This window comes from Sphingomonas sp. Leaf30 (assembly GCF_001422525.1).
In the GTDB taxonomy this organism is placed as follows: Bacteria; Pseudomonadota; Alphaproteobacteria; order Sphingomonadales; family Sphingomonadaceae; genus Sphingomonas; species Sphingomonas aerolata.
In genome coordinates this window covers 246,405-262,473 of record NZ_LMKZ01000005.1, presented here as the reverse complement: position 1 = coordinate 262,473, position 16,069 = coordinate 246,405, and the positions used below count along the sequence as shown (strand labels likewise).

Genomic DNA, 16,069 nt, shown 5'->3' with positions numbered 1-16,069 from the left:
CGCGTTGGGCAGGTGCGCGATGCAGCGCTGCAGTTACGCGCTCAAGCTGCGCTAACGCTGGCCTAGATCAGCCATTCGAAAGCACGCTTCAGTCGTGCCGCACCATTGGTGTCGAACGGCCGACCATGAGCGAAGATCACCCGGTCAGGCTCGAGCGCCACGATCGCTCGCACCGCCTTTCGAGCGTCCGCGCCGCCTAGCCGTACCGGTAGCCGAAGGTACCGTGCGGTCGTGCCGTCCGTGGCAGCGGAGGCCTGCATCAATAGCCGCGTGACAGGCGGCAGCTTGTCAGGATCGAGGTTTTCGATGAGGTCGACGAGCACGAGCGTCCTGGTCTGCCGGTGGAAGAACCAAATCTCGTTGAAGCCAGCCCCTGCCGGCACCATCCCTTGATCAAGCGTGTCCGACCATTCCGCCGGGGCCGTGCCACCGAGTTCGGCATCGAACCGCACCGACGATGCACGGACCTGTGCCCGGTCCCGCAGTCCTGGCGCAGCCCAGGTGGTCGCATCCGGGTAGGCCCGTTGCCAATCGGCAATGTAGGTCCAGTGCGCGATGTTGGGGGCAACGAGATGCCGTACCCGGCCCAGCGCTTCGACCGCCTTGGCCAGCTCGGCCGAATAGGGGGTCGGCGAATGCAGCAGCAGATCGCCGTTTTCGAGGCGGACGATCGTCATGCGCACGGGCAGCGCTATCCCCATCGCGTTTATTGGTCCGCTGTCGACGATCCAGATACCCTCGGCAAAGACTTTCGGGACATCCAGTGGCGGGTAGGTCGCGCGATGCCGGGCTTGGGTATCGTCCGGGCGTCGATGACTGTCCGCCAGCGTCCAAAATCCAAGGGCGGCAACGCCGACGACACCCGCCGCGCCGGCGATCCGACGCCGTCTGCGCCCCTTCGAGGACGCCTGGTCGGCAAAGAAGCGTCGCATATCCGCCAGTAGGAGCCCGGGCTGTTCGAGCGCTGCGAAATGGCCGCCGGCCTCCATCTCGCTCCAGTGGACGATGTTGTAGGTCTTGCGTGCCTGCGAGCGCGGGGGCGGCGGGAAGACGGGATCGGGGAAAGCTGCGACGCCGGTCGGCACCTTGATACGGCTGCCTGCCGGAAGTTCGCCCGAACCCTCCAGCATGCGGCCGCGATACATCCAGGTGGACGTGATGAAGGACCCCTCGACGAGGTACAGCATGATGTTGGTGAGAAGCGTATCTTCGTCGAACGCCTGCCAGAGATCGGGCCTACCCTGTTCATCACGCGGAACGTCCGCCCAAGCACCGAACTTTTCCAGAATCCAGGCGGCAACGCCGACGGGACTGTCCGACATGGCAATGCCGAGCGTCTGCGGACGCGTGCCTTGCTCCTGTGCGTAGCCGGTTTCCTCTTTCGCCAGCGTGGCACGTCGGGCCGCCCAAGCGAGTTCGTCGGGCGTCTTCGGCGATACGTCCGCCGCCTGAAGGAGAACCATGTTGAGATGCAGCGCGGCCACGGCTTCGGGATGATCGTGCGCCATCCAGCTCCCGATCGCCGCGCCCCAGTCACCACCTTGCACCAGATATCGCGCATCACCGAAAAGCTCGGTCATAAGACCGTGCATCAACTCGCCTGTTCGGCGCGGTCCGATCGGCGCGGCAGGGCGCCCGGAAAAGGCGTAGCCCGGAAGCGAGGGCACGACGACGTCATGGCCGTCGGCGACCAATGGCGCGATGAGCGCCTCGAATTCCATGAACGAGCCCGGCCATCCATGCAGCAGGAGCAGGGGTGCGCGCGACCCATCGCCCCGCGCATGGATGAAATGAAGCTTTTCGCCCAGCACCTCCGTCGTGAACTGGGGTAGAGCATTCAGCCGACGTTCCTGCGCGCGCCAGTCGAACCGCATGCGCCAATGGTCCACGAGCCGCTTGAGATCCGCAAGCCCGACCCCTGACGTCCAGCTTCCGGCGTCCGGCAGCGCGCCCCAGTCGAACGATGCGACCTTGGCGTTGATGCCGGCGAGCCGCTCGTCGGGTACTGCAATCGTAAAGGGCTTTGCCATCTCGTGTCCTTGCGTTCCAAGGGCGCGCGCCCCGTCTCGAGCAACACCAACGCACGCACCTTCGTCGCGTTCAAAATCGTCCGGCATTCCGTAGTGAGAGCACCGTTCGAAGCTCGAGTCGGATACGGTAAGATAGGTTCTGCGGCGCTCGTGGGACACCGCAGCGCCTTAGAAACGTTGAGGGGCTATGCATGATGACAGGCCAGCCCCTCCGACGCGACAGCGTTCTCCCGCCGACCCTGTGCGGCCAAGCCCCCCGAGCATGGTCCAATGAGCGCGGACCACCCACTGGCGGGACACCGGGTGGTGATCACCGGTGCATCGAGCGGTATCGGCGCTGCGACGGCGGTGGCCTTCGCGGCGGCGGGCGCACGGGTTGTTCTGGGTGCCCGCGGCAGGGAAGGGCTGGACGACGTCGCTAGCCGCTGTGCCGCGGCGGGCGGCAACGCGATCGTCCGGCCCGTCGACTGTACGGATGCAGCAGCGGTGGCGACATTCGCCGCCGAGGCTCGCGACCTGCTCGGTGGCATCGACCTGTGGTTCAGCTGCGAGGGGGTTGGCGTGCTCGGCCGGTACGAGGACGTGCCGATCGCAGACCATGCGCGCGTCGTCGACGTGAACCTCGTTGCTCACATGAATGACGTGCACGCGGTGCTGCCGATCTTCCTCGCGCAGGATCGCGGCACCTGGGTCAACATGATCTCGGCCGGCGGCTTCGTCGCGACGCCGTATGCGGCGGCTTATTCGGCGAGCAAGTTCGGGTTGCGCGGGTTCAGTGCGGCACTCCGCGGCGAGGTGTCGAAGCGCCCGCACATCCATATATGCGACGTCTGTCCGACCTTCGTCGACACGCCTGGCGTCGACCACGCCGGCAACTATACGGGCGCACGGCTCGCGTTGCCGCCGGGTTCGCTCGCACCCGAGACGGTTGCGAAGGCCGTCGTGGGGCTCGCCACGCGACCCCGCAATTTCACCGCAATCGGCGCGCCGGCGATCGCCTTCAAGCTGGGGGAGTTCGCAGCGCCGAACCTGCTGGCGGCGATCCTGAACGGCTTCCTCGACACCTGGTCAGCCCGCGCACCCGACGCGGCCGACAGCGACGGGGTATTGTTCGAGCCCGGCGTCGCAGTCGGTCCGGATGGCGGCCGGCACGATCCGGACCGAAGGCGCAAGGTCGCGGCTGCGACGTCCGGTATCGCGGTGCTCGGCGTTGCGGGTATCGGCATCTGGCTCGGTCGTCGCCGGTGAGCGAGAACGACCGCGATCCTTCACTCGCGCCCGGCAAGGAGAGCGTGTGGCGCTTTCCCCGCCCGGCCGTTGCCGAAGCGAGCGAGCGATGGATCCGCATCGAGCATCGCGGCGTCCTCGTCGCCGATACGCGCCGGGCTGTCCGCACGCTGGAGACCAGTCACCCGCCCAGCTGGTACCTGCCGCCCGACGACCTGAGCCCCGGCCTGCTTCGCCGTTCGGAGCGACGCTCGTTCTGCGAGTGGAAGGGCTACGCAGTCTACTGGCACCTGACGATCGGAGCCGAAGTGCTGCGCGACGTGGCGTGGAGCTATCCGGAGCCGACGCCGGCCTTTGCGGTATTGCGCGACCATGTCGCTTTCTACGCCGGTCCGCTCGATACATGCACGGTGGACGGCGAGCAGGTGGTCCCGCAGCCCGGCGGATTTTACGGCGGCTGGATCACGTCAGACCTTGTGGGGCCGTTCAAAGGCATACCGGGCAGCATGGGATGGTGACGGCCGTTCTGCCTGCCGGTCTTCACGACTGGCGAGAAGCGCCGCGCGTGCGGGCGCTGAACGACCGCGCGGTGAACGCTAGCGGCCGATACGTCCTGTGCTGGCTGCAACAGGCGCTGCGGGCACGCGACAATCCGGTGATTGACGCGAGCATTCTGCTCGGCAACGCGCTCGGCGTGCCGGTCCTGGTGTACCACGGCGTGCGCGAGGATTATCCCTATGCCTCCGACCGGCTGCATCACTTTATCCTGGCGGCGAGCCGCGACCTTGGTACCGGGTGCACGAAGCGTGGTCTGGCCTGCGTTCACCACGTCGATCGGGCTGGGCACCGTGAAAAGGGTCTCGTGCACCGGCTTGGCGCCGATGCGGCGGCGATTGTGCTGGAGGACCAGCCGACCTTCGTCGCCCGCTGGCAGTCCGATAGGGTCGCTGCCCGCGCCGCCGCACCGGTCTACGCGGTCGAGGCTGCTTGTCTGGTGCCCCCGGCCGTTCTTGGCGACGACGTCCGTGGACGGTCGGGCTTTCTGCGACGCCACGAACCGGAGCGCCTCAACTGGGCCGAGACGAAGGCGTCGGTGCCGGAACAGCCCGCTTACGCCGGGACTCTGCCCTTCACGCCGGACAGGTTGAACACATGCGATCTCGACGCGCTGGTGACCAGTCTCGCGATCGATCATACGGTGCCGGTCAGCGACATGCACCCGGCCGGGCGGGGTGCGGCAGAGGAACGGCTGCGGCGGCTGCTGACCGAGGTGCTGCCCGGCTATGCCGCAGCGCGCAACGACGCCACGCGCGCGGACGGCGCCAGCGGATTGTCGCCCTATCTGCACTTTGGCGTGCTGGGCCCGCGCGAGGTGATGGCCGCGGTCTCCGCGGCTGATGCAGGCAGCAAGCACAAGGCAAAGTTCGCCGACGAGCTCCTCGGATGGCGCGAGTGGTTCCACTACCAGGCGCGGGCTCTTGCCGCGCCGGAGCGCTACGACCGCATCGCCGGCTGGGCAGTCGACACGCTCGCAGAGCATGCCGCCGATCCCCGACCCGAGCTGGAGACGTTGAGCGCGATGCTTCACGGCGAAACGCGCGACGAGACCTGGAACGCCTGCCAGAAGCAGTTCCTGGTCGACGGCTGGATGCACAACAATCTGCGGATGTACTGGGGCAAACGCATCATCGCGATGACGCCCAGCCCGGAAGCGGCATGGTCCACAGCCTGCTATCTCAACGACCGGCTCAGCCTCGACGGTCGCGACCCGTCGACCTACGGCAACATCGCCGCGACGTTCGCGGGCTCACCATCGGACCGCGAGCGACCGATCTACGGGCGCGTCTCGACACGCGGTGACGGCTCCACCCGGCGCAGGGACGGCGGCGACGAATGGCTCGCTGCGGCAGCGTCAAGGGCGGTGCCGCGGGTATCGGTTCCGGCGGAGGTGCCGGTCGATCCGTATCTCACCGGCGAGCCGACTATCTGAGCGGTCGTGCGACAGGGGGGCTTTGATCTGCAGATGCGGCCGAACAATCGCCTGCATTCCCGGCCTCTCTGTCATAGCTTCCCATGCGTCACCACCGCGCCCGTATTAAGAATGCCAATGATTTGCTGCTTCACCCGTCCATTCCGATTGCGGATCCCGGCTCCAAATCGAGGGGAAAAACGGGGGCGCGTCTCATCCGGCGCCCGCTGGCATTCTCTCGCATTGGTTTGTCAGGATCGCCGATAGTCGATCGCCGAAAGTCGGAGCCGCCCGACCCGACCGAGCCTGCGTCTCACGAAAAAACGGGGCGGCCGTGCGCCGCCCCAAGGGGGGGTGTTAGCGACCAGTGTACCGGTCGATCGAGGGTGTCCGATCGGCACGCTGCTCGTTATTTGCGTTTTCCCCGTATCTGTTCGATCACGTCCGCAGCGGCGTAGATTGTCGGCTGTACGTTGAGTCCTGGGAATGTGGCCTGGTCGCCCGATCCCATCTGGATCACGACCGTGGTCTGCGCAGACTGGCTCGGACGCCAGCGTTCCAGCACCTGGTAGGGAACGTCACCGCCGCCAAAACCACCCGTCGTAGGGCCATTTGGCACGGCTGCATCGGCCACCCCTGGAGGGCTGCCCGCCTGACTGGCCGACCCCATCGAAGCGCTGGCGCCGGTCCCTGTAGAAAAGCTTGGGCCAGTTTTGTCGCGCAGGTCGGAGCCGCCACCGGCAGCAAGGTCGCGCGTCTCGGCCTTGATGACGGCGAACCACTCCTTACCGGCATCCTGGGTGAGTTCCGCCGCCCGCAACATGGCGAATTTCGCGACATCATCGGGCTTTGCGCCCTTCGCGCCGGTGTAGACGATGGTCACCCTGCCGTCAGTGCCAACGGACGACTGATAACCAACGTCACTTGCCGCCTTCGCTGCTTTATACCCCTTCTGCGCAGCAGCCGGGGTGCAGATCAGCGCCGCTACTATCAGGACTGCATATTTCATCATGCCCTCCATCACGAAAGAAGATCGGGACGGTTTCGACCGTCCCGATCGCATAGCTTCAATACTGCAACAGGATGCCGAAGACGATTCGCCGATCGTTCAGGAAACTGAACCGATCATACAATTGTCCGCTCTGGTCGATTTGAACGCGCGCCTTGCTTTTCGTGTCGAGGATGTTGGCGACCGACGTGCGCAGCGTCAGGGGGCCGATTCTGTATCGAACCGAAGCGTCAAGGAACCCGGCCGCTGAGTTATAGACGGGGTTGCCTGTCACATAGTCGCGGTAGGTCGTGAGGTATTTCGAGCGCCAGTTATACGCCAGACGCATCTCGAGCGCGGAGTCCTGGTAAATTCCGACTACGTTGAGGATGTGATCGGATTGTCCGAGAAGATCATCGACGCCGAACCGGAAGAAGGTCGTCTGGTCATCGACATTCCCGTCGCCATCACTGTCGACGCCGTTCGCAGGCGGTGTCGTCGACGAGTCGATATAGGTATAATTCCCCTGGAAGCCGAGATGGCTCAGCACGCCCGGCAATTTGTCGAAGAACTGCTGGTAGCTGACCTCGATGCCTTTGACCTTCGCTTTGGCCTGATTCACCTGACCATTGTAGATGATATTGACCGTCTGCCCGTCAAGCATCGTCGTTCCCAACGCCAGATCGCCATTCGTGACGATATTCGACAAGCTCTTGTAGAATCCGGCGACGGAGAAATATCCCCCGCGGAAATAGCGCTCGATCGAGAGATCGAAGCTGTCGGCCGTGGTCGGTCGCAGCAGCGGATTTCCGCGATTCACGCGGATGTCGCCAGCCGTGATGTTCTGGGCACCACGATCAATGCCGAACAGCGGGTCATTCTCATCGGTGATCGGTGGGAAGTTCACGCGGTTCGTAGTCACGACATATTCCTGCGACGCACGCAGGTCCTGTACGTTCGGCCGGCTCAGCCCCTTGCTGTACGCGAATCGGACGAGTTGCTGCGAGTCGACATTCCAGCGCAGGTTGAAGGACGGAAGCCAGTTCTCGTTGGTCTGCTTGAAGCTGATCGGTACAGCCGCCTGAGCCCCGTACGCGATTGACTGGGGCAGGAAGTCCGCGGGATCGTCGCGGCTCTCCGCATCATCGGTTCTGGTCCGCTCAAGAACGCCATCGCCATCGGTGTCGGCAAACGCGGGTGTCTGGGCATCGGCCACGAATGGCCGGAACGCCTGGAACCCGGTCGATCGCAATTTGGTGCGGACGTATCGGACGCCGAAGTTTGCGGCGATCGACATGCCGTTGTCGAACTCGTGCTTGAGATCAAGGCGAGCGTACGCGTTCGCCGTCTGCTCCGTGATATTGGACGTGTCCTCGGGGCGGAATATGGGAACCCCGAATTTACTGCCGTCGTCCGTACCCCTGGGCACCCAGTTGTAATTGCCGTTGGCCAGCTGCGGCTCTGCGTTCAGATATTTGCGGAATGCGGAATAGTCGTTGAGAAGTGCGGAGTTCGCAAAGACGAAGGTCTGGTTCGGCCCTTCGACCACGCCGCCCCGGAAGAAGTTGGCGAAGCTGATGGCTTCTGCAGCCTTGGTGGGCTCCTGAAAGGTGCCGACCACGCCGTAACCGCCGCGACCATCCCATGCAGGCGAAATGGCACCCCAGTTCAGCGCCATTTCCGAGTTCGTCTGGCTCCGCTCGGAGTAGCGACCGCCGAATTTGACGCTGTCGAACCAGCCGGCAAGGCCGTCACTCCCCGACACGTCGTACGCGGTATCGGCACGGAAGGCGTAGAGATCGCCCTTGCCGACCTGGAACTGGTCGGCCGCAAATTGCCAGGTCGCGCCGTTCAGATCGCCGGACGATGTCGGCGACGCGAGCGGATTGGCATCGCTGTCACCGCTGAAGCGCGTATTGCCCGGATTGAAGCGATGGGCCGGGTTGACCGAAAAGGCGATCCGCGGGTTATCGAGATCGGGCGCAATCTGCCAGTCGAGATAGGTGTTGAAGCCGCCCCAGATCTGACGCTGCCGTGCGCTTGCCTTGGTATATTGCCCGTCGACCGTCACCAGCAGGCGTTCGGTCGGCTGCCACCGCAGATTGAGGCTGAAATCCTCGGTCTTGCTCTCTTCCGTCCTGCCGATGCCGAGCGATCCGACCGGCGATCCGACCGCGCCCGTCCAGGCATCGATCCGGTTCGTGACGAAACCCGACTCCATCAGACCGCCGCGGATCGGGATCAGCGTCTCGCAGTCGCCCGGGTTCGAGGGGAAGCCGCCCGCGCCGCTGCACATCGCGACACCGTCGGACCCGAAACCAGGCTTCACGCTGAGGTTGCTGATCCCCGCCGTCGTGCCCGTATCGTGCTCGGGGAACCACTCGAACGTCCGCTCGATGCTGTCCGTGTCCTCCTCAACCCGGATATACTTGGCCGTGAGTTGCAGCGTGTCATTCTTCCACTGCAGTGCGCCGTAATAGCTTCGACGATCACGATCGACATCGTTCGTACGCAACTGAAATCCCGGCGTCGTACCAAGGATGCGTGACGGATCGACGCCGGTGAACTCGGACAGCTTCGCCGCGCCGGTCAGGCTTGTCTGCGGAACATTGCCGGTTGCGTCGAGCACGCGTGGAAACGGCGAATTCTGCTGCCAGCCGTTGATACGCGAACTCAGCTTTGACCGTGAAACCGACGCTACCACGCCGAATTCGCCGATCCCCGTCTTCCATCTGCTGCCGCCCGTGATGCTGCCCGACGGCGACGACTTCTTGCGAAGATCGGTGTAGGTATTGTCCGCCGAGATTGCGAGAAACGGCTTCTGGCGATCGAATGGTTCCAGGGTGCGCAGGTTGATCGTGCCGCTGATGCCGCCCTCGATGAGATCGGCCGTCTGGTTCTTGTACACATCGACTGCGCCGATCAGCTCGGGCGGAATACTCGAGAAATCGAGCACACGCCCGCCATTGGCGCTGAACGCGTCGCGGCCGTTGAACTCGGAGCGGACAAAGCCCAGGCCGCGGATCAGGTTGCCCTGGCCTTCGGGTGAGGGGAAGTCGGGCGACGCGCCGCCGGTCGCGAAGCGCGAGATCGTCACGCCCGGGACGCGCCCGAGCGCCTCTGCCACCGACAGATCGGGTAAGGTGGCGATGTCGGACGCTGTGATCGAGTCGACGACCGTGTCGGCGTTGCGCTTGATGTCTTTCGCGCTTTCGAGTGCGGCGCGGATGCCCCTTACGACGATGTCCTCGGTCGTCGTCTCGTCGAGCTCGGTAGTCTGAGGCGCGGTCGCCGGGTCGGTATCCGGCAAGCCGGATTTCGGCGGCGAGGTCTGCTCGTTTGCCGGGGACGAAACCGTCTGGGCCATGGCTGGTGACCCGATCAACGCTATCGAGAGCGCCGAAGTCGAAAGCAGAAAGCGCTTGGTCGAGCTTGATAACGCCGGAAAAACCGAATTTTGCATCACAGCATCCCCTCTTTGTCCGGTTTGTCCCGGGCTTCCTCCTCACCTGCGCCAGCTTCTAAGTGATCTGAGCTTTTGAGCTCTTCATCACGACCGGTCGTCAAATGTAAGAGTAATGCTACGTCCGCTTTCTGCGACAATCAAGACCTGAATATTGCGACAGAATGCTTGTCTTTTAATCACTTGCCGACGTTCGCGACCGCGCTTGCCTTCCCGCGCTCAGGCTTTAATCAGGCGTAAGGCGCCAATAGGCGCGGGGAACAGGAGGGGCAGCGGCGATGCCATATTGTGGTGCACCCGCAAGATACGTGGTGGGCGTTCGTGGCAGAACAGTCTGACATTAGCAGCATCTGCATTGTCGGGGGCGGCACCGCAGGATGGATGGCCGCGGCCGCCTTGGCGGCCAAGCTGGCGGGGCTCCCGATATCGATCACTTTGGTCGAGTCGGACGAGATCGGCACCGTGGGCGTTGGCGAAGCGACGCTACCGCATATTCGAGCATTCAACCTCGCGCTCGGCATCGACGAAGCGGAAATGATGCGGGCGACCGAGGCCACCTACAAACTGGGCATCGAGTTTTGCGACTGGGGCCGCCGCGGCGATCGATATATCCACCCGTTCGGTGATTTCGGGCCGACGACCAACGACGTACCGTTCTATCAATACTGGCTGAAGCTGCGCCAATCGGGAGACCGGAGCCGGATCGACGAATATAGTTACCCGGTCATCGCCGCGGAGCAGGGCCGCTTTCGACGGCCCTCGGGTGACCTGGACGCCGTAGAGTCCACGTTCGGGTACGCCTACCAGTTCGACGCGGGGCTCTATGCGAAATTTCTCCGAGGCTTTGCCGAGAAAAGGGGGGTGTCGCGCATCGAGGGGAAGGTGGTCAGGGTCGTACAGGATGGCGAAACCGGGTTTGTGCGCGATGTCGTGCTGACGAACGGCACGACGCTATCCGCCGACCTGTTCATCGACTGCTCGGGGTTTCGAGGGCTACTGATCGAGACCGCCCTGCAAAGCGGCTATGACGATTGGAGCGCATGGCTGCCGTGCAATCGGGCGATCGCGGTCCCGACGGAAAGCAATGGTGCGCTGCGCCCGTTCACCCGGGCGACCGCGCGCACCGCGGGGTGGCAGTGGCGGATCCCGCTGCAACACCGTGTCGGCAACGGCCATGTCTATTGCAGCAGCTTCATTTCCGACGACGAGGCACATGATCAGCTTGTTGCGGGGCTCGACGCACCGATGCAGGCAGAGCCGCGCCGGCTGTCGTTCACGACGGGTCGGCGACGCGAGTTCTGGAAGAAGAACGTCGTGGCGATCGGGCTGGCAGGCGGCTTCCTCGAGCCGCTCGAGTCGACGTCGATCAACCTGATCCAGGATGGCATTACCGAACTGCTGGCGGTCTTTCCGGACAAGGGATTCGCGGCGCGCGACATCGCCGAATATAACCGTCGCATCGGCCTTCACTATGAGCGCATCCGCGACTTCCTGCTGCTGCATTACGTCGCGACGCAACGCGCCGACTCCGAGATGTGGCGGCATTTCCGCAACCTCCGCCTTCCCGACAGCCTGTCCGAGCGGATCGACGCGTGGCGTGCCCGCGGTCACCTGATCCAATACGAATTCGGCCTCTTCCTGTCGCCGAGCTGGGTCGCGGTGTTCCTGGGTCAGAATATCGTTCCCGACCGGCATGATCCGCGCGTCGAGAACATGAGCGTCGATGCTCTGACGGCCAGAGCAATGGACGTGCGCGCGAAGGTAGATGCTGCGGTACGGCGGACACCCGAGCACACCGCCTTTATCCGGGAAAGCGGAGGAGCGGCGCGTCTGGCCGTTGCCGGGGCTTGATCGGTGCACCGGGAACACCTGTTGCATTTACGCCGGGTAACAACATCAGGCACATCGTGGTCTGCGGTGGAGGGCTTGCCGCCTGGATGACGGTGGCGACGCTTGCGCGCCAGCTGCCGGACACGGTGCGGATCACGCTTGCTGAGATCGATAGCGATCACCGGCGCACCGACCTTTTCTACGGCACCGTCTCCGGTCCAGGCAGCTATGCGTTCAATCTGGCGGCCGGTGTCACCGAGCCCGCTCTCGTACTCGGCAGTTCCGCCGCCTTTTCCTGGGGCAGCAAATATGTGCATTGGGCCGAAGGCGGGCGATCCTGGATCCAGTGCTTCAACCTGACGCTGCCGGTGATCGACGGCGTCCTGATGCACCAGTATCTGGTACAGCAGGGCATGACGCGGCTCGATCCGTTTCTTCTCGGTGCCGTCGCGGGAAGTCGGGGCACGTTTGCGCATCCCCCGCGATCACCCGGCGCGGCCGGTCAGCAGCCACTGGCGCGTGCCGAATATGGCTACCATTTCGACCCTGCAAGCCACGCCCGGTGTTTTGCCGCCGCCGTACCGCCCGGCCGCATCCACCATCTGAAGGGGGCGCTGAGCCGGGTCGGGGTGTGCGACGGAGTGATCACTGGCATCGCGCTCGACGGTGCCGACATGATGACGGCCGACCTGTATCTCGATTGCAGCGGACCGTCGGCCGAACTCCTATCCCGGCTCGATCCCGCGTGGCTGGGCGGGCGGAAGCTTCAGATTTCCGCAGACGACGTGGCCGAGGCCCGGCTCGGCCCGCCGGTCCGCAGCGTGTCGTTTCACGACAAGGGCTGGGCGGCACAGACCCCGCTGCGCGGATCGACGCGATCGCTGACGGTCTCCGATGCAACTGCGTCGTGCAACACGATAGGCAAGCTGAGCACGTCTGCGACGCTCGGGCGGCGCCGACGGGCCTGGGCGGGGAACTGTGTCGGTATCGGGCACGCGGCCGGCATCGTCGAGCCCCTCACACCGGCGCCGATGATGCTGCTCGAACGCGACATCGAACGGCTGATGACGCTGATCCCCGTTTCGACTGCGTCGATGACCGTCGAAGAACGCGAGTATAACCGCAGGCATGGCGAAGATCACGATCATGCGATGCGCTTCACCCGCGCGCTTCTCGAAACGTCCGCCCTGCCGGACAGCGATTTCTGGCGCGCGGCGCGCGACACGCCAGACGCTGAGCTTGAGCACAAGCTCGCGATGTTCGCCGAACGCGGATTGCTCGTCTCCTACGATCTCGAACCCTTTCATCCCGAGGACTGGCTGATCATGCACTTCGGTATCGGCCGACGTCCGCGACGCCATGATCGTCTGGCGGACCGCGCCGATGCCAAACGGGTCCGCCGCTATCTCGACGATGCGGCACAGCAGGTCGCGAGTGCCGCCGCCGCGTTGCCGTCGAACCACGTCTATATGACGCAGCTGGAACGCTATCTCCGCCAGGATCCACGAAAATGACGCAGGCCCGCCTAGGATCCATCGTCATCGTCGGCGGCGGCTCAGCCGGCTGGATGACCGCCGCCGCGCTTTCCAGCCTTGTTCAAACCAAGGACGTGTCCATCACGGTCATTGAGTCCGATGCGATCGGCACCGTTGGTGTCGGAGAGGCCACCATTCCGGACATGCTGGTCTTCAACCAGATGCTCGGCATCAGCGAAGCCGAGTTCATGCGTGCCACCGACGCGACGTTCAAACTCGGGATCGAGTTCGTCGACTGGGGTCACAAGGGCGACCGCTACATTCATCCCTTTGGTCAGCACGGTGTCGACATGGAGGGGATCGACTTCCACCAATATTGGCTGCGCCTCAGAAGGGATGGCGGCACGGCACCGATCGAGGACTACAGCCTCTCCGCGGTTGCCGCCGGCGCGGGTCGCTTCGCCCTGCCTGACCCGAACCCGCGATCGGTGTTCTCGCACCTTCGCTATGCCTATCACTTCGATGCGACGCTGTACGCGCGATATCTGCGGCGTTACGCCGAGAAGCGGGGCGTCAAGCGCGTCGAGGGCGTGGTGAATGCGGTTCAACGGACCGCGCAGGGCGACGGCATCGCGGCCGTGACGATGGACTCGGGCGCGCAGGTCAAGGGCGACTTCTTCTTCGACTGCACGGGATTTCGCGCGCTGCTGACTGGGCAGACGTTGGACATCGATTTCGTCGACTGGAGCGCGTGGCTGCCGTGCGACAGCGCGCTGGCGGTGCCAAGCGCGCATGTCGGACCGCCCCCGCCCTATACCCGGTCCACGGCGCGCCCCGCCGGTTGGCAGTGGCGGATCCCGACGCAACGCCGCGTGGGCAATGGCCATATCTACAGCCGCAGCTTCATGGACGATGACGAAGCGGAGAGGGTCCTGCGCAAGGGGGTCGAGGGCGCGCTTCTTGCAGAGCCCCGCGCGATCCGTTTCAAGGCGGGGCACCGGCGGCAGTTCTGGCGCGGCAATTGTATCGCGATCGGGCTTGCCGCTGGTTTTCTGGAGCCGCTTGAGTCGACGTCGCTGTATCTGATCCAGGAAGGAATCAGCCGCTTCATATCGCTTTTCCCCAACGGGGATATTCCCGATATACTCAGAGTAGAATATAACCGCTACATGCAGAAGAAATTCGAGCAGGTGCGCGACTTTATCGTGCTGCACTATGTCGCGACGAACAGGGACGATACGCCGTTCTGGCGCTATTGCCGGAGAATGAGCGTGCCCGACAGCCTCCAGCACAAGATGGAGCTGTTCCGCGAAACGGGGCGCATCTTCCGCTATGATGACGAGCTTTTTGCCCGCCCGAGCTGGGTGGCGGTGATGCTGGGCCAGGGAATCATGCCCAAACGATGCGATCCGATCGTCGAGGCGCTGCCCGCGCGCGACGTGGCGAACAGCCTGCAATCCATGGCGTCGGCGATGAAGGACGCTGCATCGCGCATGCCGACACATGCGAGCTTCATCGCGTCCTACTGCGCCGCGACGGAGGGCTGAGCGATGGACGAACTTGCCATTCGCAGGATCGTGGTGGTCGGTGGCGGCACCGCCGGCTGGATGGCGGCTGCAGCCCTGTCCCGCGTCCTGGGTCGCGCGGTCGAGATCGAGCTGATCGAATCAGAGGCGATCGGCACGGTCGGCGTCGGCGAAGCGACCATCCCGCACCTGCAATATTTCAATCGGCTGCTCGGGATCGACGAGGACGACTTCGTCCGCCGCACGGCCGCGACGTTCAAGCTGGGGATCGAGTTCGTCGATTGGGGTCGCATCGGCGACCGCTATTTTCATCCGTTCGGCACCTATGGTCAGGAAATGGAGGGTTTGCACTTCCATCATTTCTGGCTGCGTCAGGCTCAGCTCGGCGGGGCTCTCGATCTCGACCGATTCAGCATCGGCGCCGATGCCGCGCGGGCCCAGCGATTTCAGCGGCCCGATCACAGCCGCGCTGGCTCGCCGCTCGGGACGATCAGTTACGCGTTCCAGTTCGACGCATCGCTCTACGCCCGCTACCTGCGCGAGCGGGCCGAGGCCGGTGGCGTGCGGCGCACCGAAGGGCGTATCGTCGATGTCACCCTCGACAGCGGCAATGGTCATGTCCAGGCGGTGACACTGGAGGACGGCAGCCGCGTCGCGGGCGACCTGTTCATCGACTGTTCGGGCTTTCGCGGTCTCCTGATCAGCGAGGCGCTTGGCGCCGGCTTCGAGAACTGGAGCCATTGGCTGCCCTGCGATCGCGCGGTGGCGCGCGCCTGCCGCCGGACCACCGACCCGCTTCCGTACACCCGCGCCACCGCCAAGGCGGCCGGCTGGCAATGGCGCATCCCGCTCCAGTCCCGCACCGGCAACGGCTATGTCTACTGCTCCGATCACTTGAGCGATGATGAAGCACTTGCCGGCCTCAACGCCGCGCTCGATGGGGACCCCTTGTCCGAGCCGAACTTCATAAGGTTCAAGGCCGGCGTCCGGCACAAGGCCTGGGACCGCAACGTCGTGGCGCTCGGTCTGGCGAACGGCTTTCTCGAACCGCTCGAATCGACGTCGATCCACCTGATCCAGTCGGCCATTGCGCGCCTGCTCACCAACTTTCCGGACCGTCGCTTCAACCAGCACGACATCGACTATTATAATCGCCGCACGCGTGTCGAATATGAGCAGGTGCGCGACTTCATCATCCTGCATTATGCCACCACGACCCGCGATGATTCGCCGTTGTGGCGGTACTGCCGCAGCATGGCGTTGCCCACGTCGCTCGGAGAGCGCATCGCGATATTTCGCGAGAATGGCCGGTTATATCGCCACGACAATGAACTGTTCAGCGAGACGAGCTGGCTCGCGGTCATGCACGGGCAGGGGCTTGTTCCAAGGCGCTACCATCCACTCGCCGATCTGCTGCCCGAAGGCGAACTCGACAAGCGCATGGCGCACATCGCAAATGCGATGCGGCTGGCGGTCGACCGTATGCCCTCGCACCAGCAGTTCCTCGACCAGATTGGTCACCCTGCGGTTTGACGCCCGGCTGGCAGAGGTGACGCCGGGA

10 protein-coding genes are annotated in these 16,069 nt (G+C 64.2%); 7 read left to right on the top strand and 3 right to left on the bottom strand.

From position 1 onward, the window contains the following. Positions 1 to 62: 62 nt before the first annotated feature. A complete protein-coding gene (locus tag ASE89_RS20960; RefSeq protein WP_236701707.1) occupies positions 63 to 2,189 on the bottom strand; it encodes an alpha/beta fold hydrolase in 2,127 nt (708 codons plus the stop codon). A gap of 111 nt (positions 2,190 to 2,300) precedes the next feature. On the opposite strand from ASE89_RS20960, the gene ASE89_RS10495 reads away from it, so the two are divergent. The 3 genes from ASE89_RS10495 to ASE89_RS10485 are packed head-to-tail and all read left to right on the top strand — an operon-like array spanning position 2,301 to position 5,247. Further along, the gene (locus tag ASE89_RS10495) at positions 2,301 to 3,278 is read left to right on the top strand and encodes an SDR family oxidoreductase (protein WP_056677197.1); all 978 of its coding nucleotides are present in this window, start codon (positions 2,301 to 2,303) and stop codon (positions 3,276 to 3,278) included. Continuing rightward, entirely contained in the window at positions 3,275 to 3,775 is a 501-nt protein-coding gene (locus tag ASE89_RS10490) for a DUF427 domain-containing protein (RefSeq protein WP_056677193.1), read from the top strand. Before ASE89_RS10495 ends, ASE89_RS10490 begins: the two co-directional genes overlap by 4 nt. Then, positions 3,772 to 5,247 carry a deoxyribodipyrimidine photo-lyase gene (locus ASE89_RS10485; RefSeq protein WP_236701706.1) on the top strand — a complete coding sequence of 492 codons (1,476 nt, stop codon included), beginning with the start codon at positions 3,772 to 3,774 and terminating at the stop codon, positions 5,245 to 5,247. The genes ASE89_RS10490 and ASE89_RS10485 overlap by 4 nt, the downstream gene beginning before the upstream one ends. A 388-nt stretch (positions 5,248 to 5,635) precedes the next feature. Here the strand turns inward: ASE89_RS10485 and ASE89_RS10480 are convergent, their stop codons facing one another. Together ASE89_RS10480 and ASE89_RS10475 are read right to left on the bottom strand one after the other, a co-directional pair. Next, on the bottom strand, positions 5,636 to 6,238 hold the full coding sequence (locus ASE89_RS10480) for a CC0125/CC1285 family lipoprotein (protein WP_192003339.1): 603 nt from the start codon (positions 6,236 to 6,238) through the stop codon (positions 5,636 to 5,638). A gap of 55 nt (positions 6,239 to 6,293) precedes the next feature. Next, entirely contained in the window at positions 6,294 to 9,581 is a 3,288-nt protein-coding gene (locus tag ASE89_RS10475) for a TonB-dependent receptor (RefSeq protein WP_056677186.1), read from the bottom strand. 384 nt (positions 9,582 to 9,965) lie between these two features. Between ASE89_RS10475 and ASE89_RS10470 the strand changes: the two genes are divergently transcribed. Genes ASE89_RS10470 through ASE89_RS10455 form a run of 4 tightly spaced genes read left to right on the top strand, consistent with a single transcriptional unit; the run spans position 9,966 to position 16,041 of the window. Further along, positions 9,966 to 11,528 (top strand): tryptophan halogenase family protein, encoded by a 1,563-nt coding sequence (locus tag ASE89_RS10470; protein ID WP_443024344.1) that lies wholly within the window; start codon positions 9,966 to 9,968, stop codon positions 11,526 to 11,528. Positions 11,529 to 11,584: 56 nt separating this feature from the next. Continuing rightward, positions 11,585 to 13,021, top strand: coding sequence for a tryptophan 7-halogenase (locus ASE89_RS10465; RefSeq protein ID WP_156363413.1), 1,437 nt, complete (start codon positions 11,585 to 11,587; stop codon positions 13,019 to 13,021). Further along, positions 13,018 to 14,529 (top strand): tryptophan halogenase family protein, encoded by a 1,512-nt coding sequence (locus ASE89_RS10460; RefSeq protein WP_056677178.1) that lies wholly within the window; start codon positions 13,018 to 13,020, stop codon positions 14,527 to 14,529. Before ASE89_RS10465 ends, ASE89_RS10460 begins: the two co-directional genes overlap by 4 nt. 3 nt (positions 14,530 to 14,532) lie before the next feature. Then, complete coding sequence (locus ASE89_RS10455) at positions 14,533 to 16,041, top strand: tryptophan halogenase family protein (protein WP_056677175.1); 1,509 nt, start codon at positions 14,533 to 14,535, stop codon at positions 16,039 to 16,041. Positions 16,042 to 16,069 lie beyond the last annotated feature (28 nt).